This is a genomic window from Pontibacter brevis, from assembly GCF_054779655.1.
The window spans coordinates 134721-155669 of record NZ_BAAGXV010000021.1; the positions used below are offsets into that span (position 1 = coordinate 134721).

Sequence of the window (20949 nt, forward strand, 5' to 3'; positions counted from 1 at the left end):
AGGAAGTACAAACTTTTGGCTTCATGCTAAAAGAGCCTGCACCCCATAATTTTATCTTACATTTCAATAGAATTTTCGAACTTTAGCATAGGCAAAAGCTCTTATATTTTGAGTCTTATAGTCTTGTGTCTTGATGTATGCTGACAGATCTTAAAATAAAAAACTACGCCCTGATTGAGAAGCTGGAGATGCGTCCGTCGCCGGTGCTCAACATTATTACGGGTGAAACCGGTGCGGGTAAATCCATTATGCTGGGGGCTATTGGCCTGCTGCTGGGAAACCGTGCCGATACAAAGCTCCTCTTCAACCAGAATGAAAAGTGCGTGATAGAGGGCGTGTTCGATATATCGAGTTACAACCTGCAGGAATTGTTCACAAAAGAGGACCTGGATTTCGATGACCAGTGCATCCTGCGCCGCGAGATCAGCCCGAGCGGGAAGAGCCGTGCCTTTGTAAACGACACGCCTGTGACGCTGGACGTGATCCGGAAGATAGGGGAAAACCTGATGGATATCCACTCGCAGCACGACACGCTGCAGCTCGGAGATACCAGCTACCAGCTGAACATCCTAGATATCTATGCCGGTAATACGGCGGCCATGGGCAATACCACCTTCGATATATATGCAGGCAACCTGTCGTACCTGCGCAAATACAACGAGAGCTACCGCCAGTTTAAAAAGCTGGAGAGCGACTACAAAAAACTGACGGACCAACTGGCGCAGGCACAGAAAGAGCACGACTACCATGCTTTCCTGCTGAACGAGCTGGCAGAGGCCAGCCTGCAGGAAAACGAGCAGGAGGAGCTGGAAGAAGAGTTGAAGCAGCTGGAGAACGCCGAGGACATCAAACTGAAGCTGACACAGGCGGTGCAGAGCCTCACAGAGTCAGAGTTCAATATCACCTCGTCTTTAAAAGACACAGCTTACCTGATTGGGCAGCTGGCGCAGTTCTCTTCTAAATACGAGGAGCTGCGCACCCGTACCGAGAGCTGCATGATAGAACTGAACGACATTGCCGGCGAGCTGGAAGATGCGGAGCGCAATACCGAGGCCGACCCGCAGCGGACGGAAGAGGTGCAGGAGCGCCTGAACCTGATATACACGCTGCAGCGTAAGCACCAGGTGCTCACCAATGCCGAGTTGCTTACCATTCAGCGGGAATTGGAAGATAAAGTAGGCAGCGTACTGAACCTGGACAATGCCATCGCCAGCACTGAAAAAGCCATGAAGCAGGCAGAGAAGGATGTGCACGAGAAAGCGGCCATTCTGTCGGAGCGCCGAAAGGCTTCCTTCGATACCTTTGAGCAGGAGCTCTATACGCTGGTGGCAGACTTGGGCATGCCAAATGCCCGTATTGTGATTCAGCACAATGAGGTAGCGCCAACAGCTACGGGTACTGATGATATCAACATCCTGTTCAGTGCCAACAAAGGAGCCCAGCCACAAACGCTGATTAAGGCTGCCTCAGGTGGTGAATTCTCGCGCCTGATGCTCAGCATTAAGTACATGCTAGCTGATAAAACCGCTTTGCCAACCATTGTGTTTGATGAGATTGACACCGGTATATCTGGTGAGGTAGCAGTAAAAGTGGGAAAGATGATGCAGCAGATGGCGCAGAAGCACCAGATTATCGCTATTTCGCACCTGCCTCAGATTGCAGCGCAGGGTAACTCACATTACTTCGTATATAAAGAAGACACCGCAGAACGCACCATCAGCCGCGTGCGGAAACTGGACGAGCAGGAGCGCGTGAATGAAATTGCGCACATGATTGCAGGTGCCAACCCAAGCGCCAACGCCTATCAAAGTGCGAAAGAGTTGCTTTCACTGTAAAGAGATATGCTTATATTGCTGCCTTAAACGCAGTCATAAACAAACAACAACATATACGACATGTCCTATAATCTACTAAAAGGAAAGAAAGGCATTATTTTCGGAGCCCTGGATGAGAAGTCTATAGCCTGGAAGGTAGCCAAGCGTGCCCATGAAGAAGGTGCTGAATTCGTGCTGACGAATGCGCCGCTTGCCATGCGCATGGGAGAGATAAAAAAACTGGCTGAGGAGTGCAATGCAGAAATTGTACCTGCAGATGCTACTTCTGTAGAAGACCTGGAGAACCTGTTCACCAAGTCGCAGGAAATACTGGGCGGCAAAATTGATTTTGTGCTGCACTCGATTGGTATGAGCCCGAACATCCGCAAAGGCAAAACATACGGCGATCTGAACTACGACTGGTTCCTTAAAACGCTGGATATTTCTGCGCTTTCATTCCATAAGGTGATGCACGTAGCAGAGAAGCAGGATGCACTGAACGAGTGGGGTTCCATCGTGGCCTTGTCTTACATTGCGGCACAGCGCGTGTTCCCGGATTATACTGACATGTCGCAGGCGAAGGCGGTGCTGGAGTCTATCGCCCGTAACTACGGATATCGTTTAGGTAAACAGAAGAAGGTGCGTGTAAACACAATTTCGCAGTCTCCAACCAAAACGACTGCCGGTACAGGTGTAGGCGGCTTTGATGCGTTCTATGACTATGCCGATAAAATGTCGCCGCTGGGCAATGCTTCTGCCGAAGCCTGCGCCGATTATACTATCACCCTGTTCTCTGACCTGACGAAGATGGTCACCATGCAGAACCTGATGCACGATGGCGGCTTCAGCAGCATGGGTATCTCGGAGGACATCGTGAACATGATCCAGAAGTAAGATTTTGTAGATCAGGAAATTTAAAATAATTTCCTGTCTCAGATATAAAACAGAAAGGCCTCTGCTGTTGTAGCAGAGGCCTTTCTGTTTTATATCCTGTTCCTGTCGCTTCGCTAAACTTGCGACACAAATCCATTTTTGTGCTACTGTACCTACCGCTCCAGCTTCGCTTCCGGGTCAGTGGTAAGCCGTTGCGGAGCCTCTGAAACAGCCCAGCCGGTGGCATACATCCAGCGCGTCATCTTCGTCAGTTTTTCCAGGTCAATGCGTTCTGCTTCGTCCCGTGGGGTATGATAGTCCGGGTGGAGCAAAGTGGTGAAGAAGATGGCAGGAATGCCGGCACGGGCGTAAGGCAAATGATCGCTGCGGAAATACCAGCCCTCCGGGTGGCTTGCCTCATCCCAGGATGTATCAATAGTAAACTTCGTATGCTGTTCGTTTGCCTGCATCGCCATATCTACTAAAGCGGTGGAATTACGATGCGGCGGTACAGAACCCAATAGGGCGGCAGAGTCAGGAGCGTTTCGCCCAATCATGTCTGCGTTCAGCACTGCCACGATTGACTCCTTCTCTACTGTAGGATGCTCTACATACCAGCGGGAGCCGAGCAGGCCGCGCTCTTCGGCACCATGCCACACGAACAAAGCAGAACGCTTCCCCGGTTGTTGCGCCCAGGCCCTGCCGATGGCTAAAAGTGCCACTGTAACGGAGGCATTGTCGTCGGCACCGTTATAAATAGAGTCACCGTCAACCGCGGCTCCTATGCCATCGTGATCATGATGGCCGCTAAAAAGCACATACTCATCCCGCAGCGCAGGATCCGAGCCGGGAGCTTTGGCTACCACGTTCATCGACGGGTAAGTATAGTTATCTACATTGATGTTAGCTGTGAGTTTTGCACCAGGCTGCTTAAGCGTGGGAGCTAAAGAAGTGTGAGCCAGCATGACAGGCGCATTACTGCTCTGCCGGTTGGCATCACCTTCTAATTGGTAGGTACCTTCCTCAAAAACATGGGCTATAAAACCAAAGTCTGCTTCGGCAGTGGAGTCTGTTACAATTAAAATGGCGGCTGCCTTCTGGTTCCGGAGGGCGTTGGTCTGCTGGCGCAGGGCAGCTGCCACATAGCGGTAATTCCACAGGCTCATTCCCTGCGCTGGCATACGTGAGGGGGGCTGGAGCGTCATGGCCACTACTTTCCCTTGCAGGTTCTGCTTCGCTGTATCGGCTAAATAATTCAGCCATACAACAGGAGCCTCTATGCGTGCTTCTGTTGGAGATGTAACCCACACATTCTGCCAGAGGTTAGCTGGTTTACCGCTGATGGCGATGGTGCTGTTGTCTGATACTCGTGATCGGCTGACGGGGAAAAACTGGTAAAAAGTGCCTTCTTCTCCGGCTGGTTCTAAACCAGCTTTGCGGGCCTGCTCTGCTACCCAGGCTGCTGCTCTGAGCTCATCTACTGTTCCTGCCCTTTTCCCGCGCATTTCATCGCTGGCCAACGTGAAAAGATCTTCACGTAGCTCTGCCTTTTTTATATAGGAGAAACCGGGCTCTGTGTAAGCAGCAGGAGAGGAGGTGGTGGAAGGTGTTTTAGCGCAAGCTGTGGCTATAACCGCAGCAAGTACGATATACAGATTTATGTTTTTCATGCGGTGGGTTTAAGTGAAATATCAAAGCATCAGCGAGGCTATTCGTCTTCCCGGTGAACAGTGCTGATATCGAAGGCTGGAATGCAGATTGACCAGTATTCGGTTTCTTCGTCATAGGGGTTGGAGTAGCGGATACGTGCACCCGCCTTGATCAGGATTGTCTCACCGGCTTTTACTTCTACTTCCTCCCCGTCTATCTCTATCATTTTACGGCCGCGGGTCACAATGGTGATCTCATCAAACTCCGGCTTCTGATGGGGTTCGCCCCAGTGAGGTGGAGCTACCATGTGGGCCACGCTGAAGGCACCGGTCTGGGTGGAGGCATGGCCAAAATGTTCCTCTATCAGTTTGCCGTCGTGAGCCGGTACCCGGAACGGTTTTGTTTGTTTGAAGTATTTTTTCTCGCTCATTTCAGTTTGTCTTTATGATATAGTTAGCGGAAGGTTCCTCTTAGTCAGCATCACCACTGCAGGCACCTTTGGTGTAGGAGGTTACACCAGCATTGTCGGCTGCACAAGCATTGCTGTAGGTTTTACCGTCGCAGCCGCACACCGGATCATACTGCATGGTGCAAATACCGTCCGGGTTTATTTTCTCCTTATCTATGCAGGCCGTTTGGGTTGTTTCAGTGCCTACACAGGAGATAATACTGCTCAGCGTAAAGGCAAAGAAGACAGGCATAAATTTTTTCATAGTTTTGTGATAAGGGCAGTTAAAGAATGTTATACGCTTTCATCCCGCTTATTGTGCGTGTCTTAACTAAATATGGCTGAAACCGTATATATTTTGGATGCGCAAAATTATGGAAATAAAAATAGATTACGGCTTTTTACTGCTGCTATCTGCTCTTATACCTGAAAGGCGTGAAAAGTACAGAACGATACGAAACAAAACCAATGAACATGAACAACAAGAACAAAGACAACGGGAAAATACTTTTGGCTTCTCTCGCAGGATTAGGTGCTGGTGTAGTGGCAGGTTTGTTGCTGGCGCCTGAGAATGGCCGCGCCGCGCGCCAGAACGTGATGCAGAGCCTGACAGAGGCAGGTGATGAGGTGAACCTGACTTTGAAACGTTGGACTGCAAGATTAAAAGCCAGTTCGGGCCAGGCTCAGGGCAGTGAGGACGATGAACTGGTACTACAAGGATCTTGGGATGACGTAAAAAGGCAGATGAAAAACAATTATGATGAACTGACGGAGGATAATCCAGACGTGGATGTAAAATAAACCCTGGCATCTTTCAGTACAGGTCTGAAAGCAAAGGGTGAAAAAAAGCTAAGGCTATTTAGACTGAAGAGCTATGATTCATATACATGATATTACATGTAGAACAGGAGGATGCTCTCTAAAGTTTTATCGTCCTTTCAAAACAACTATAATTGAATTCCTTTGTATAGATATAACTTAATGCTATACTTGCCGTTATAGAAAGAAATATTGATAAGAGAGAATAATTAAAATCAATAACAACCAATCAAAACTATGAAAGATAATAGCGGAAAGATATTATTGGCTATGTTGGCTGGCGCGAGTGCAGGTATCATTGCAGGCTTACTAATGGCTCCTGATACCGGTGAGGTTACCCGCACCAGCGTGAAAAAATGGGCTGGTAAGGTGAGCAAAGACCTTGAGAAAAACCTGCAAGTTGGTTTAGATGAAATCAAGAACATGAGCGGTAACACTTTCGGTAAGTCCGGAGGCTCTAACGGTTCTAACGCAGGACAGGGCAATAACAATACCGGCACTACTGGTGGAGCTGCAACGGGCACAACAGGTGCTACCGGTGGCGGTGCAACAGGTTCTACTGGTGGTGGTGCAACAGGTTCTACTGGCGGCAACGCATAAGCATCTGTATTATCAGATAAAATAGGAATGAACAGAATGCTTGATATTCTGTAGCATGAGCCGTAAGAGCCTTGTTCACCGGCGACGCTAAACAACCTTCAGATGCGCCTGTTCTACCATGTAGAGCAGGCGCATCCTGTTTTTTAGACGCTTTGCTAACCTATTATTGACTATCTCGTTATTAGATAAAATAAAGTCCTAGATAGGACTTTACTTAAATGATATACCCCAAATTTTAAATAAACACGAACTATGAGAACTGACATGGAATGCAGATCACTAGGAGAAAGCAGATCAAACTATACAACTGAGTCGTCTTCTTCTCTCCACCAGATGAAACAAAAGGATACTTCTTCTAAAAAGAAAAATAAAGGAGGCGCCGCCGCTGCCGGAGCAGGTGGTTTTACCGCGGGTTTGTTAGCAGGCGCTGGCGTAGGTGTGCTTGCAGGCTTGCTGCTGGCTCCTGAGAAAGGTAAAGCTACGCGTAGAAAAGTAACTGAATCGGCTAGAAAATATACTGACCAGGTAACTGACTGGACAGACCAGGCCAGTGAGTGGGCTAAAAAACAAATGAACAAAGGCGGGCAGACAGATGCACATGTGAATGAAGCGCCTGATCTACCACCAACAACAGCTACTGGCAGAGCATTCACCAGCACTGGCGGCCCTGCTACAACCGGAGGAACTGGTACAACTACCGGTACTGCTACAACTGGCGGTGCTGGTACAACTACAACTGGTGGCACAACGCAAAACAGTCCTTATACAGACTCTAACAAGCGTAGCGACAGTGAAGTAAAGAGCATGATTAATGACCCTAAAACACCAGGAGCCACAGGTGGTCCAAGTATTCCACCTAAAGTTTAAGGTGAAAGGACGATAAAGAAAACGCCTGCTACTAAGTATGAGTAGCAGGCGTTTTCTTTATGCAGTAGCCTAAGAGTTTACGACTTCTCTTCTTCTTTCCTGTCCTGTTTTTCCGGTTTCATTTGCGGGAAGAACAGCACATCCTGTATAGAGTGTGAATTCGTCATGATCATGCTCAGGCGGTCGATGCCGATACCCAGGCCTGCTGTTGGTGGCATGCCATACTCCAGGGCACGCAGGAAGTCCTCGTCCAGTACCATGGCTTCTGTGTCGCCACGCTTACCTAGCTCTAACTGCTCTTCGAAGCGGGCGCGCTGGTCAATCGGGTCGTTCAACTCCGAGAAGGCGTTACAGATTTCCTTTCCGTTACAGATGGCCTCAAAGCGTTCTACCAAACCTGGCTTGCTGCGGTGCTTCTTCGCCAGCGGGCTCATCTCTACTGGATAATCTGTGATGAAGGTTGGCTGAATCAGGTAAGGCTCGCACGTTTCGCCGAAAATCTCATCAATGATTTTGCCTTTGCCGAGGCTAGGGTCAATCTTAATGCCTAAGCCTTCTGCCGTCTGTCGCAGGGCTGGCTCATCCATTTCAGAGATATCAATCTTTGTAAAGTGCTCAATGGCCTCAAACATGGTGAAGCGCTTCCAGGGGCGCTGGAAGTTGATGATGTTCTCGCCCACTTTTACTTCTGTGGTGCCGTGCAGGTCTAGGGCTACTTTCTCTACCATCGCCTCCACCAGGTCCATCATCCAGTTATAGTCTTTGTAGGCTACGTAAAGCTCTACCTGCGTAAACTCGGGATTATGGAAACGGCTCATACCCTCGTTGCGGAAGTCCTTCGCAAACTCGAACACACCGTCAAAACCACCTACAATCAGGCGCTTCAGGTAGAGTTCGTTTGCAATGCGCAGGTACAGCGTCATGTCCAGGGTGTTGTGGTGCGTCTTGAACGGACGGGCCGCCGCACCACCGTATAAGGGCTGCAGTATAGGGGTTTCCACCTCCAGATAGCCTTTGTCAGTCAGGAAGCTGCGCATGGAGTTTACAAGCTGCGTACGCTTCTTGAAGGTTTCGCGCACCTCCGGGTTTACCACCAGGTCCACGTAGCGCTGGCGGTAGCGCAGTTCAGGGTCGCTGAACGCATCGTACACGTGCTCCACGCCATTCTCATCTACCTCGCGCTTTACAATCGGGAGCGGCTTCAGGGACTTTGTAAGTACTTTCAGCTCGGTTACGTGTACCGAAATCTCACCTACCTGCGTCACGAAAGCATAGCCTTTGATACCGATGAAGTCGCCGATATCCAGCATCTTCTTGAACACGGTGTTGTACATGTCCTTGTTCTCGCCCGGTGCAATGTCATCGCGCGACACGTAAATCTGGATGCGGCCGGTGCTGTCCATAAGTTCCGCAAAAGAGGCTTTCCCCATAATGCGGCGGCTCATTAAACGGCCCGCCAGGCTTACTTCCTGATAGTTGTTCTTTTCCTTATCGAAATTTTGCTTTATTTCTTTGGCAGTGGCAGTAACTTCAAAGGTCTCGGACGGATAGGGGTTAATACCCATTTTCTCCAGCTCTTCGCGCTCATGGCGCCTGCGTAGTTCCTGTTCGCTCAGTTGCATGCGTTCTATTCTAATGTGGTCGTTTTGAATAATCTGCAAAATTCGTAAATAATCGGCAGCTTTTAAATATTTAATTGTTGATTGTTGCATTGCTGGAAGCTTGATGCCTACAAAGCACAGGCTCCATGGCGCTGCCTCACTCATTTTAGCTGGTATGGAAGACCCGCTGAGACTTAGACGCTGTTGAATTTGGTTTATATAAAAACTTATCAGAAGTCCCAGCGGGACGACCTGTTGATAGCCTGATGGTCTACGAGCACCATTAGCTCCAGGGGATCGGCCTGTTGATGAATATTAAACAGGCCGATCCCCTGGAGCTAAAGATGTGCCAGAATAGATTTGCTATCAACAGACCGTCCCGCTGGGACTTGCGCACTTACCTTAGTGTTATTCAACCATTCAAAATTCAGTTATTCAGAATGAAAAGAGCTCCCGCAGGTATAAACCCACGGGAGCCTGATGTATGGTAGATGGTGCAGCAGCTTATGCGGCCTGCCCCAGTTGGTAATCGTCTTCTGTGAAGAGCGGCTTAATATACTTCTGCATTCTGGCTGCCGCAAACGAGTCTTTCAAATGCTTTGGCAATTCCTGTACAAATGCCTCGTACTGCTGCATGCCCATTGCCTGTGCCACGTAACTTTCATGAATACCATTAAGGTAACTTACAATCTCCAGCAGCGACTCATGGAACAACTTGAAGTCTATGTCTGCCTCCACAAAGCGCTCAATTTCGCGGTGCGAAGATGAAATACGCAGGCGTGCCATCAGGTCGAAAAGAGTGGTATAGCCCACGCGCCAGGTCAGCTGCTGCCAGTGCTGCGGACCAAACTTCTGCAGCACATCTCCTGTGCGGCTGCTGCGGATGGCGGTAGCAGGGTTGGCCTGTACCTGTTGCCTTACTGCTTTCGCTTTCTGGCGGCGGGTGGTGCGTAGAAACTGCCCAATCTGTGCCTGTGCCTCCAGTTCCTTGCCTGCTATCTGCAAGCCGGGTTTATAATGTGCCAACGGCAGCCTGTTTATGTTGAAGTCTTCATAGTGGCCGGAAGCATAGAAGCTAATGGCCCTTGGGTAGGCGTTCTTCACCACCAATCGCCCGGCCTCCCGAAGCACCAGCGCCTCGTTATTGGTGTTCACACCCCGCGCGCGCAGGAAGGCCTGTAGCCCGGCAAATACAGTGTAATAAGCCTGCGGGAAAGTCCAGTGGAGCGCATTGCGCATATAGGCCTCGTCGCCCAGTTCTGCAGTGGCACGAAGTGCGTACTCGGTGCTCCAGCAGTTCAGCAGCAGGCGCTTAACAGCCTCCAGGTCTTGCTCAGTCAACGCTGTTGTAGCTTCTTTGAAAAAAGTAAGATGCGCTAAGCCATTATCGTTGAAGTGCTGGATATGATAATTTATCGCAAAAAAGTAGTTTAGAAACACCTGGGCCGGAATGGATTTCTGCCACTCTTTTTCAGTTATTTTCTGCTCCTCCGGATACAGCGAAACAACATTTTCTTCTCTCTCTTTCATGTACTTACAACAATAAATTGCCAGTAACAGTTGCAGGAATGCTAATATTTGTAGTAATTCGAAGTAATTATATTATTGTTTATCAAGTGTTAATAAAAGAAATCGAATAATATTGAAAAATAATTTTAGAAAGGCAACGATGTGGAACAAGATAATGCTAAAATAAATAGCATTATCTTGTTCCACTTGCTTAAATGGTTGCCAAACGCAAAGGGGGGTGAAAGAGTAAAAGGAGAAAAACAGTCAAACAATATGGACCTGTCATACATCATCAACGAGTTGGGGGAGGAGCGGGAAAAGTATTTTGAGGCGGTGGCGCCACCCATTATCCAAAGCAGCAATTTTGCCAGCAAGACCGTCGCCGACATGCGGCACAAAATGAAGCATGAGGTAGACGAGTACATGTACAGCCGGGGCAACAATCCCACCGTCACCATATTTGAGAAAAAAATGGCAGCGCTGGAAGGCGCCGAGCATGCGGTAGCATTTGGAAGTGGCATGGGGGCTGTGTCGGCAGCGGTTATTTCGCAGGTGAAGGCAGGCGACCATGTGATTTGTGTGAAGCGACCTTATACCTGGGCCAAAACCCTGATGCGGAAGTTTCTGCCCCGTTTTGGCATAGAGGTAACCTTTGTAGACGGAAAAGACATTGAAAACTTCAGGGAAGCCATGCGACCCAATACGAGGTTGCTGTACCTCGAAAGCCCGACCTCCATCACATTCGAGTTGCAGGACCTGGCTGCTGTGGCGGCGCTTGCCAGAGAAAATAGCTGCACTACCATTATCGACAACAGCTTTGCCAGTCCCTTGCACCAGAACCCGATTGCGCTGGGGATAGACCTGGTGGTGCATTCCTGTACCAAGTATATCGGCGGGCATTCCGACGTGATGGGCGGTGTGGTGTGTGGCTCCCGTGAGCGCATCAACCAGATTTTCAGGGGAGAATTTCAAACCTTAGGTGCCGTGATGTCGCCACATGATGCCTGGCTCTTTATCAGGGGACTGCGTACATTGCCTGTGCGGATGGAACGGGTAGCTGCCTCCACACGAAAAGTGGTAGATTATCTGGTGCAGCACCCCAAGGTAGGACAGGTGCTGTTTCCTTTCCTGCCCACGCACCCGCAATACGAACTAGCCCAGCACCAGATGCGAAATAACTCCGGGCAGTTCTCTTTGCTGCTGAAGGCGACACGTATGGCGCAGGTAGACCTGTTCTGCGACAGTTTAAAGCACTTCCTGATGGCTGCCTCCTGGGGAGGGCACGAGTCGCTTATTTTTCCGTTGTCGGCCACCTATGCTTCCGAAGACATGAAGTCTGAACTACCCTTTAATATGGTGCGGTTTTATGTGGGACTGGAGGATCCGGATTACCTTATCAGGGACCTGGAGCAGGCTTTGGACAAAGTTTGATGACAGTTGCTGACACGTTGCCTGGATGAAGCCTGTTGCTGATGGCAGGCAACGCTGCTTGTCTGGGAATCGAATACTTTAAATAAGTATAACCCCGGGAGGGCGCAGTTGGTAAAAAGATAAAAAATGAAAGAAATGAATATAGTTGAAAGACCAGACATCGCAAACAATGCGCATGCCGCTACCTTGATAGGAGCAGGTTTAACCAGTTACTTCCTGAACGAGAACCGCCCTAAAACAGCCCTTATACCACCGGCAGTAGGAGGGGCACTGCTACTTTTAAGCTCGGGCGTAAAGGCTGGTAACAGGACCGTGGCACACGCTGCGGTAGGCCTTACCACCATCCTCACCCTTATGACGGGCAGAATGTTTGCCAAGGCAGTGGCACCCTCTCCGGAAATTAAAAAGACACTTACCCCAGATGTGCTCAGCCGCAGGGCTACCGTCTTCGGACTGATGACAGCGACTGGTATTGCTGCGGCAGGCGTTTATGTTGCTGGCTTTATCCAGAAAAGAAAGCAAGGGCAGGTTTAAGCGAATCAAAAGCCAGCGGCTGCATCATCGCCTCTCGGATCGGCGCCTGCTTCCAGCCTGCCATCAGGTAACACCAGAATAGCGTCTATACGGCCATACGGGCCTCTCTGCTGCAGTTTATAACCTTTGTTGATAAGTTGGGTCCTTACCTCCGGAGAAATGGCCTCAACCTCGTGCTGTATCTCATCCGGCAACCATTGGTGATGGAAGCGTGGAGCGGCTACCGCCTGCTGCATCGTCATGCCGTGGGCTGCCACATTCAGGATGGCCTGAAAAACAGAGGTGATGATGGTGGAGCCACCCGGGGTCCCTACTACCATGTATAGCTTCCCGTCTTTTTCCAAAATGGTGGGTGTCATGGAACTGAGCATGCGCTTGCCGGGTGCAACGGCGTTGGCTTTGCCCCCTACCAGGCCAAACATGTTCGGCACACCCGGTTTTATACTAAAATCGTCCATCTCGTTGTTCAGTAGAAAGCCTGCGCCTTCTACCACTACTTTAGAGCCGTAGCTGCCGTTGAGTGTGGTTGTAACGGACGCGGCGTTGCCGAACTGATCCACAATACTGAAGTGCGTGGTTTGCTCCGACTCATACACCGGCATATCGCCGGCCTTTATAGCTGCAGAAGGAGTGGCCTTTTCGAAACTTACGTTCGCCATGCGCGCTCTCAGGTAAGCAGCATTCAGTAACTCCTGAACAGGCACCGCCACAAAGTCGGGGTCACCGAGGTAGGTGGCACGGTCCGCGTATACCCTGCGCTCAGCCTCCGTCATCAGCTGGACGGCTTCTGTGCTTTGCCACCCATACTTATCTAATTTGTAGGGTTCCACCATCTGCAGCAACTGGAGCAGCGCTATGCCTCCGCTGGAAGGAGGTGCCATTGAAATTACATTGTAGTTCCTGTATTTGCCTGTTACCGGCTCCCGCCATTGGGCTGAGTAGTTTTCTAAATCCTGATGCGTAATTATGCCGTTGCCACGCTGCATTTCCCGCACCATCAGGTCAGCGGTTTCGCCAGCATAGAAGCCATTGCGGCCCTTATCACGGATGCGCGTCAGGGTGCGGGCTAGGTCCGGGTGGTGCAGGGTGTCGCCTGTCTGCCACACGTTTTCCTGCACCAGGTAAGGCACATGCTTATTATGTTTCAGGAAGCTTTCTTTTGAGTTGTTCAAGCCCCTGGCTTCTTTCTCTGTCAGGGCCACGCCGTTGGCTGCCAGGTCGATGGCCGGTTGTATGAGCTCAGCCCATGGTAGCGTGCCAAACCTGCCATGCAGCTGCACCATGCCGTCTACCGTGCCAGGTACTCCAGCTGCCAGGTGCCCGCCTGTGCTCAGTCCCTCTATCACATTACCAGCCGAATCCTGGTACATGGTTTCTGATGCTGCCCCGGGCGCCATCTCCCGATAGTCCAGGGAGCCGGTTTCACCATTGCTTTGCCGGTACACAATAAAGCCTCCTCCGCCTATGTTACCTGCCGCAGGGTGCACCACTGCCAGCGCAAATTGTGTGGCGATGGCGGCATCATACGCGTTGCCTCCCTTCTTCAGTATCTCCATGCCTATGCGGGAAGCTTCAGGATGTGCCGAAACCACCATGGCCTTACCTGTAACCAGGCCGCGTTCCTGTGCTTTGTTATCCGGTTTAGAACCCGTGGCACAGCTGCCCAGCAAGGAAGTGAGAAGCAGGAGCAAAAGGAGCCTCGGGATTATGCTGGCTCTGGCTCCGGCGAATGCCTTGTTTGGATACTTATTGAAGTGCAGGTACAGGTTTGACATATGAGGTTCTGGCTACTTGGAGGGGTAATATGAAAAACGCCGACTATGATTCATAGCCGGCGTTCCTAAGTAACTTAATAAGGTTTATTTCTTGTCTTTACCAGTGATGGCCATTGGCTTCAAATCATTCTGGATGATAGCTACAGCCTCTTCCACATACACATCCTGCTTCAGGCTTTTTATAAACTCTCTGCTTCGGGCTACCTTGGCAGTGTCGCCTCCTAAAGCCTGTAGGTCTTGCTGCAGGCGGGTAACATCCAGTACCGGTATTGTTTTCTTGGCAGCTTCAAAGCGCTTGGATGCTGCTTCTGCTTTTGCCTCTTCAGCCTGGTACTGCTCTAACTGAAGCGAACGCTCTGTATTGTCAGACTGCTTCTTCAAGCGGGTCGCACTTTCTTCAATCAGGTTAAAGTTCTTGTTTGTAGCTACCCTGTTTTTGCTGTTAGTCTGCACCTTGGCAAGGTTCAGATTGCCTTTTGACCATGTCTTATACTTGGCAGGGGCAATTTCATCAAATGGCAGCGGGTACTCCTGCTCTTTCTCACCGAACTCCAGGTAACGGTAAGCATCCGGCAAAACAACATCTGGCGTTACACCGCGCAGTTGCGTTGTACCGCCGTTGATGCGGTAAAACTTCTGCGTTGTCAGCTTCAGGGCACCAAACGGCTTGTAGTTGTTGAACTGTGCAGGCAGCGCCTCATCCAGCTCGAAGAACTGCTGTACAGTACCTTTACCGTAAGTTGGGCTACCTACAATCACAGCACGTTTGTAGTCCTGCATTGCTGCTGCTAAAATCTCAGAGGCTGATGCACTGTTGGAGTTCACCAGGATTACAAGTGGCCCATCATACTGCACCTGCGGGTCGCGGTCGTTCAATACTACGGCTTTGCCTGCAGCTGTCTTCACCTGTACAATTGGTCCCTGGTCTATAAACAGGCCAGCCATTTCGATGGCATCAGAAAGAGAGCCACCTCCGTTGTTGCGCAAGTCAAGGATAAGGCCTTCCATGCCTGCTGCTTTCAGCTTCTCTACTTCTTTCTTCACATCGGCACCACTAAAGCGACCGTCTTTGTTCTGGAAGTCAGCGTAGAAGCCAGGAAGTTTAATATAGCCGATTTTTTCCTGGTCGTTAATGATGGCAGACTGGGCGTATCCTTCTTCCAATACAATAATATCACGCACAATCGGAATAACCTGGGTAGAGCCATCCGGCTTCTTCACTGTCAGGCGTACTTCTGTTCCTTTTTTGCCGCGGATAAGCTGTATGGCATCGTCAAGGCGCATGCCTTCCACTAGTACAGGATCATTGTCACCTTGTGCCACCTTCTGGATAACATCGCCGGGCTTTAAATCGCCCTGCAGGTAAGAAGGGCTTCCTGGTACGATTTCCATAACCCTGATTTGGTTGTCTTTCTCCTGCAAAGAGGCGCCGATACCCTCTAAACGGCCTGTAAATTCAATGTCGAAGTTACTCTTGTCCTTAGGGGGGAAGTAACCGGTGTGCGGATCATACACGTTGGTGATGGCGTTAATGTAGGTGGTCCGGCGATCATCTTTGTTGATTCTGGCCATGCGGTCATACAGGTCGTCATAAGATTTTCTTACCTTCTCACGCGCCTCTTTTTCCATCTGCTCGAAAGTTTTCGTATCTACTTTCTCGCCTTTCTCCTGTGCCTTTTCCTGCTCTTTCTTAATTTCAGACAGGCGCACCAATGTCTGATACTTCAGCTGCTTGCGCCATGCTTCCTTCAGAGCGGCTTTGTCTTTGGCATAAGATAGTTTCTCTCCGTCTGTCTCGATTGTCTCATTTTTAGTGAAATCGAAAGGCTGGGACAGGATCTCCTTATAATATGCCTGCGATTCTTTTGTGCGCTGATCGATCAGATCGGCAGACACATCAAAGAACTCCAGCGAGCCTTGGTTAAGCTGGTCGTCTATGGCAGTTCTGTACTTGCGCAGATTCTGCACATCAGAGGCCAGTAAGAACTTCTTATTGAAATCGAGACGCTGCAAATAGAGGTCAAATACCTTCTGGGAGAAAGCGTCATCTACTTTTTCAGGTTGATAGTGCCCGGTATTCAAGCCTTGCATCAAGGCTTTGATCAGGATCTGGTTCTTCCCTTCAGGCGTTTCGTCGCTCTTGTAAAGGATGAATGACCCTGTCAGCAGGATTACTGCAAATACAGACAATAATATTTTGAAACGAGTTGTCAATGATAGCATCTATTTAAATTGAATGGACTTATTAAGTAGTACGCAAAAGTGATGCCGAAGATTATGAACGGCCCTGAAGCGAAGCTTTGAAATGTAATGTAGCGAAAACTTTTTATATCGTAAACCCCGGTAAGGACATTACATGTTAGGAACACGCCGCTTATCTAAATACATACGCCTGCTGTCCCTGCTTATTATAACTCAGATATGCTTTTTTTCGTTTCGGATAGTAGCACCAAAACACATAAAGCTATGCAAAACAACAATGAAAAGACAATAGATGTTCTTCAGGAACTGAACCAGTTTGTCAACGATAGGATAGAAGGTTACAAGCATGCTGCCGAAGCAACTAAGAACCCGGCGCACCAGGCCTACTACAAAGACCTGGTAAATGAGAGTAACCAGTTCTCAAACGAGATAAACAGAAACATCAGCAAGTTTGGTGGTGACAGGCAGGAAAGTACTACTGCAAAAGGTAAAATCTTCAGGGGGTGGATGGATGTAAAAGCCACAGTAACTGGTTCGGATGAAGAGGCTATCATAGAGTCCAATCTATATGGGGAAGAGTGGGCACAGAAAGCCTATAATGATGCACTTGAGCACAGGGCAGAACTGCCTGCAAGTATCGTGCAGATGGTAGAAAAGCAAAAGCAGGCTTCTTTAATTACCTGTGAACGGCTCCGCCAGATGAAAGACACTGTAGACTAAGTTCCAGATGATACAGTATAAAAGGGTTACCAACTGTGGTAACCCTTTTTATTTAGTTCATATTATGTAATACAGCTCTACCAAAACATGACAAGCCACAGAGAAAGAGATGAAGAATATATTGTTTTTTGGGAATAGCCTGACAGCTGGCTATGGTTTGCCTGCCGCGCAAGCCTACCCAAGCCTGATACAGGAGAAGCTGAAAGAAAAGGGGTATGATTATAAAGTAATCAATGCAGGGCTGAGTGGTGACACAACTGCCGGAGGTGTGTACCGGATAGACCGCTGGCTAAACGAACCGGTGGATATTCTGGTACTGGCTCTTGGTGCCAATGATGGTTTGCGTGGAATTCCTGCCCGCGAAACGACCAAGAACCTGCACGAGATTATACGGAAAGTCCGGCTGAAGTACCCTGAGGTAAAGATTATCCTTTCCGGTATGGAAATACCTGATATCGTGCCGGGAAGGTATGCAGCCGAGTTTCGGAAACTGTTCCGGGAGCTGGCACTGAAGGAAAATGTTTCCTTTATTCCTTTTCTGCTGGAGGGGGTGGTAGGCAACCGTTACCTGAGCCTGCCTGATGGGGTACACCCTAACGCGGAGGGACAGAAGGTGCTGGCGCAGCATACCTGGAGGGTGCTGGAAGACCTGTTATAATTGTTTATAACAACACAATGGCGAGAGCCGGAGCCCTCGCCATTGTGTTGTTATTTATCTGGATTAATTTCCGATTCGAGCCCCTGAGCCTTCTTCCTCTCTGTTTCGGACACCCGTAGGTGTATCATATCCCTGCATAAAATCCTGGGAGCGGGCCTGCTCCATCTGTGCCTGTAGTTCTTTGCGGGTATTGCGTGCCCATAGGCTAAAAGCAGTTGCATCAGACTCTTCTACATCTTTTAGCGTACTATCAAATTCATCTATTGCTTTCTGCTGCGCATCCGACAATTCCTCCCAATACTTTTGATCAAACTCATTGATTTTTGTATTGCGTAGTTCCTCTACGTGCTCCATCTGCTCATCTTCCATTTCCAGTGGAAGCGAGACATTATACTGCTGTGCTAACTGCTCTAGCTCTTCCTGTTTTGTGCTGTACCAGTCCACTAACTGTTCCCCGTATTGCTTTGCGCCTTCGGTGTTGGCCTTCTGTGCAGCCAGGCGTCCAAGTTCTACCTGCAGCATGTTGTTTCGGGCGGCATACTTCATAAGTTCCTGCTTACTTTCTGTTATAGCAGTGTCTGGGGCTACTACAGGTGTCCCGGAAACTTCAGTGTTTTGCTGCTCGTTTGTTCCTGAGTCGCAGGAAGCAAAGGCGAACATCCCTGCCACGAAAGCGGCAGCCATTGTAATCTTTTTCATAGTGTATCGTTTCATTTAGTAGAAATACTTATATATATACCTTGTGCATACGAAACTACCGTGATTTGTTTTCCTGCACAGCCAGTTGGCATGAAGGAAGCGTCATCAGGGAGTGTGCTTTGAGCTACTGCCAGTAGGAGCCTGAGTGCCAAAGGAATACTTTACCGGGCATGAACGCGAGCAGAGACAAGGTTGAGTTACAGCAGATGAAGGAGCGTAAACTACAGGCAGGATGTGTTTGGAAACAGAAAAGCCCGCCCTTTGCAAGGCAGGCTTTTCTGTTTAATTTATTTTACACATTCTAGTAGTAGATGTGCTCACCTCTGTTTTTCTGGAAGTGGGTTTCGAAATAACGTGCATCCTCAGCGTTGTGAGGTCTGAAACCAAGGACGATGTTACCTTCCTTAACACCCGATTCATATACTTTAGCACGCTCCTCAGGAATACCTGCACCTACTAAAGCACCGATCAGACCACCTGTAAGACCACCAGCACCAGCACCGGCAAGACCTGCTGCCAGCGGACCGGCAACTACAAGGCCTAAGCCCGGGATTGCTACGGATGTACCAATGGCGGCTACTGCACCTACAATGGCACCTAAAGTACCACCAATTGCTGAACCAGCACCTGTACCTTCAAGAGACTTGTTGCCAAGCTCTGTTGTATCATCTCTGTCGTCATCTCCGAAGTGGCGCTTACGAGCGTCATCGGACATCACTACATTTATATCATCTTTATCATAACCACGTGCTCTTAACTCTTCATAAGCGCGTTCTGCACTTTCTCTGTCAGGAAACATTGCGGTCATCATTCCTGCATCATCTGTTCTGTTCATAGCTTTTTTATTTATAGTTCATTTAATAGTTCGTGAGGTGGATTAAGCCTGTTTTGTAAGCTTTTTCCTACCCCTAGTCTTAACGGTGCCAGACAAGTATGGGTTACATTCAGGGGTTTGCCTGGGCTACTCGTTGCTGTTCTGGGGTGGTACAAGTACTTTGTCCACCACATGCACAATCCCATTGGAAGCCTGTACGTCGGGGGTAATGACCCTTGCCCCTCCCACCTCTAATACGGAGCCGTTCCTGGTTGCAATTACTTCCTCACCTTGCGCTGTCTTCATCGGCATGTTATGTTGCATCTCAGCTGAGCTGATCCTGTTAGGAAGCACATGTGCCTGTATAATGCGGGTCAACTCCATCTTGGCGGCCGGAGCTTTCAAGCCTTCAACAGTGCCTGCCGGAAGTGCTGCAAAAGCCTCGTTTGTTGGTGCAAAAACAGTGTATGGAGCTGGGCTTTCTAGAATTGTAACCAGGTCGGCAGCCCGTATCAGTTCCAGAAAGGTGGAGAGGTTAGGGTTTTGCTGTACCAGCGCCACAATATTCATGTTACGGCCAATGGTATTATCAGCCGACACGTTATTGTCTCCTGTTTGCTCTGCCGACATGTCTGTATCCGGGTCCATGGGGTGCTGAGAACCAGATTCGTTTTCAGTAACCTGTGCTTCTGTTGCCGTGCCAGTAATGTCGGTGTTGGTATCAGAGCTGGCACAGCCGTAGCAGGCAGCAGTTACTACAGCTAGCATTAGTGTCTTTTTCATAGTTATTTCCATCGTTTATTTTGTTGTTGATTTCTTAAAACGGGAGAACGACTGCAGCGGTTTATACAGCTGGCATCAGCTAAAACTTAATAATAAAGAGTAGCTAAGTTTCTGATTATGTAGCTGATGGGCTCAGCAGGATTCTTGACCAGTGGAGAGCTTTAAAGAAAAGCAGGCAGGTTAAAAAAGAAAAGCTCTTCCTGAAGAGGAAGAGCTTTTCTTTTTTAACTTATCTATTCAGGATTAGTATCCACCAATTCGGGTACCTTCAACAGCAACCTGGTCTGGTAAGATAACTCTATCCACCACATGGATATAACCATTAGAGGCCTCCACGTTATTTTTAACAATATTAGCACCACCTACAGCTACGTTAGTACCGTTCATAGTTACGTCTATAGGTATATAACGGTCTTCAGTAAACTGGATTCGCTGCGTGGTGTTAAACTGAGCTGAACTCACTTTGCTTGGCAGCACATGTGCCTGTAGCACCTGCATCAGTTTTGCTCTGTTATCAGGCATCAGCATTGTTTCAAGCTGTTGTCTGTCCATATTAGCAAAAGCTTCGTTGGTTGGTGCAAAAAGTGTTACCTGGTCTAAACGGTTAATATCCTGTACCAGGCCTGCCTGCTCAATCAGCGATACAAAAGTGGAAAGGTTAGGGCTTCTTCTGGCCAAATCCATCACGTTGTATTGCTCCGTATCCTCAATGTCATCGAACATGTCGCCAATTGACTGAGGGTTTTCCATCGGAAGGGCTGTCATAGAGATACTTGCAATTGGAGCTACAATCTCTCTTTCTATTACCAGGGCACGTACAGAGTTTGTTTCTGCGTCGGCAGCGTTACCTGCCATAGCCTGGGTTTCGCTCATGGTTGCGGATGTGTCCATGGCGGTTGTGTCATTCATTGTATTGTCAGATCCAGCACAGCCAAACATCATTGTTGCGGCAAATGCTAAAGGTATTATAGTTTGCTTTTTCATAGTTATCAGTTTTTTTAGTTCAGTAAGATTGTGTAATCTTTAATCGATTATTTAATCTGTATTCACTATATTTAAACTGATTTTACACAAAAATGTTAAGCTTCTGTGGGAGTTTTTAAGTGCTGTGGAGGCTGTTTTTTTTAGTTATACTAAAGTGTTTCAGGGCTT

At 48.8% G+C, this 20949-nt stretch carries 20 protein-coding genes; 9 read left to right on the top strand and 11 right to left on the bottom strand.

The window, feature by feature from the left end; genetic code table 11:
- Positions 1-137: 137 nt before the first annotated feature.
- Complete coding sequence (gene recN, locus ACYVB1_RS05965) at positions 138-1835, top strand: DNA repair protein RecN (protein ID WP_460921692.1); 1698 nt, start codon at positions 138-140, stop codon at positions 1833-1835.
- A gap of 60 nt (positions 1836-1895) precedes the next feature.
- Positions 1896-2708, top strand: a complete 813-nt coding sequence (locus ACYVB1_RS05970; RefSeq protein ID WP_460921694.1) for an enoyl-ACP reductase FabI — start codon at positions 1896-1898, stop codon at positions 2706-2708.
- A 152-nt stretch (positions 2709-2860) separates the two neighbouring features.
- Here the strand turns inward: ACYVB1_RS05970 and ACYVB1_RS05975 are convergent, their stop codons facing one another.
- The 3 genes from ACYVB1_RS05975 to ACYVB1_RS05985 are packed head-to-tail and all read right to left on the bottom strand — an operon-like array spanning position 2861 to position 5050.
- On the bottom strand, positions 2861-4357 hold the full coding sequence (locus ACYVB1_RS05975; protein ID WP_460921696.1) for a M28 family metallopeptidase: 1497 nt from the start codon (positions 4355-4357) through the stop codon (positions 2861-2863).
- A gap of 38 nt (positions 4358-4395) precedes the next feature.
- Complete coding sequence (locus ACYVB1_RS05980; protein ID WP_460921698.1) at positions 4396-4767, bottom strand: cupin domain-containing protein; 372 nt, start codon at positions 4765-4767, stop codon at positions 4396-4398.
- Between the two features lie 40 nt (positions 4768-4807).
- Complete coding sequence (locus ACYVB1_RS05985; protein WP_460921700.1) at positions 4808-5050, bottom strand: Kazal-type serine protease inhibitor domain-containing protein; 243 nt, start codon at positions 5048-5050, stop codon at positions 4808-4810.
- A 170-nt stretch (positions 5051-5220) separates the two neighbouring features.
- On the opposite strand from ACYVB1_RS05985, the gene ACYVB1_RS05990 reads away from it, so the two are divergent.
- The 3 genes from ACYVB1_RS05990 (at position 5221) to ACYVB1_RS06000 (ending at position 7071) form a co-directional block, all read left to right on the top strand.
- A complete protein-coding gene (locus tag ACYVB1_RS05990) occupies positions 5221-5586 on the top strand; it encodes a YtxH domain-containing protein (RefSeq protein ID WP_460921702.1) in 366 nt (121 codons plus the stop codon).
- Positions 5587-5841: 255 nt separating this feature from the next.
- On the top strand, positions 5842-6204 hold the full coding sequence (locus ACYVB1_RS05995; protein ID WP_460921704.1) for a YtxH domain-containing protein: 363 nt from the start codon (positions 5842-5844) through the stop codon (positions 6202-6204).
- A gap of 252 nt (positions 6205-6456) precedes the next feature.
- A complete protein-coding gene (locus tag ACYVB1_RS06000) occupies positions 6457-7071 on the top strand; it encodes a YtxH domain-containing protein (protein ID WP_460921706.1) in 615 nt (204 codons plus the stop codon).
- A 77-nt stretch (positions 7072-7148) separates the two neighbouring features.
- On the opposite strand, the gene lysS is transcribed toward ACYVB1_RS06000, so the two are convergent.
- Positions 7149-8693 (bottom strand): lysine--tRNA ligase, encoded by a 1545-nt coding sequence (gene lysS, locus ACYVB1_RS06005; RefSeq protein WP_460921708.1) that lies wholly within the window; start codon positions 8691-8693, stop codon positions 7149-7151.
- Positions 8694-9176: 483 nt separating this feature from the next.
- Positions 9177-10202, bottom strand: coding sequence for a hypothetical protein (locus ACYVB1_RS06010; RefSeq protein ID WP_460921710.1), 1026 nt, complete (start codon positions 10200-10202; stop codon positions 9177-9179).
- 252 nt (positions 10203-10454) lie between these two features.
- On the opposite strand from ACYVB1_RS06010, the gene ACYVB1_RS06015 reads away from it, so the two are divergent.
- Complete coding sequence (locus ACYVB1_RS06015; protein WP_460921712.1) at positions 10455-11612, top strand: trans-sulfuration enzyme family protein; 1158 nt, start codon at positions 10455-10457, stop codon at positions 11610-11612.
- A gap of 126 nt (positions 11613-11738) precedes the next feature.
- Positions 11739-12146, top strand: coding sequence for a hypothetical protein (locus ACYVB1_RS06020; protein ID WP_460921714.1), 408 nt, complete (start codon positions 11739-11741; stop codon positions 12144-12146).
- A 5-nt stretch (positions 12147-12151) separates the two neighbouring features.
- Here ACYVB1_RS06020 and ggt read toward each other — a convergent pair whose 3' ends face one another.
- Together ggt and ACYVB1_RS06030 are read right to left on the bottom strand one after the other, a co-directional pair.
- Positions 12152-13921: a gamma-glutamyltransferase gene (ggt, locus tag ACYVB1_RS06025; RefSeq protein ID WP_460921716.1), complete on the bottom strand. Its 1770-nt coding sequence runs from the start codon at positions 13919-13921 to the stop codon at positions 12152-12154.
- Positions 13922-14005: 84 nt separating this feature from the next.
- Positions 14006-16111: a carboxy terminal-processing peptidase gene (locus ACYVB1_RS06030; RefSeq protein WP_460921718.1), complete on the bottom strand. Its 2106-nt coding sequence runs from the start codon at positions 16109-16111 to the stop codon at positions 14006-14008.
- Between the two features lie 276 nt (positions 16112-16387).
- Between ACYVB1_RS06030 and ACYVB1_RS06035 the strand changes: the two genes are divergently transcribed.
- A complete protein-coding gene (locus ACYVB1_RS06035; RefSeq protein ID WP_460921721.1) occupies positions 16388-16843 on the top strand; it encodes a PA2169 family four-helix-bundle protein in 456 nt (151 codons plus the stop codon).
- Positions 16844-16952: 109 nt separating this feature from the next.
- Positions 16953-17501 (top strand): arylesterase, encoded by a 549-nt coding sequence (locus ACYVB1_RS06040; protein WP_460921723.1) that lies wholly within the window; start codon positions 16953-16955, stop codon positions 17499-17501.
- A gap of 63 nt (positions 17502-17564) precedes the next feature.
- Here ACYVB1_RS06040 and ACYVB1_RS06045 read toward each other — a convergent pair whose 3' ends face one another.
- From ACYVB1_RS06045 to ACYVB1_RS06060, 4 genes are all read right to left on the bottom strand, one after another.
- Positions 17565-18200 (bottom strand): DUF4142 domain-containing protein, encoded by a 636-nt coding sequence (locus ACYVB1_RS06045; protein ID WP_460921725.1) that lies wholly within the window; start codon positions 18198-18200, stop codon positions 17565-17567.
- A 301-nt stretch (positions 18201-18501) separates the two neighbouring features.
- Complete coding sequence (locus tag ACYVB1_RS06050; RefSeq protein WP_460921727.1) at positions 18502-19035, bottom strand: hypothetical protein; 534 nt, start codon at positions 19033-19035, stop codon at positions 18502-18504.
- A 126-nt stretch (positions 19036-19161) separates the two neighbouring features.
- Complete coding sequence (locus ACYVB1_RS06055; protein WP_460921729.1) at positions 19162-19797, bottom strand: fasciclin domain-containing protein; 636 nt, start codon at positions 19795-19797, stop codon at positions 19162-19164.
- Positions 19798-20040: 243 nt separating this feature from the next.
- Complete coding sequence (locus tag ACYVB1_RS06060; RefSeq protein WP_460921731.1) at positions 20041-20781, bottom strand: fasciclin domain-containing protein; 741 nt, start codon at positions 20779-20781, stop codon at positions 20041-20043.
- Positions 20782-20949: the final 168 nt, after the last annotated feature.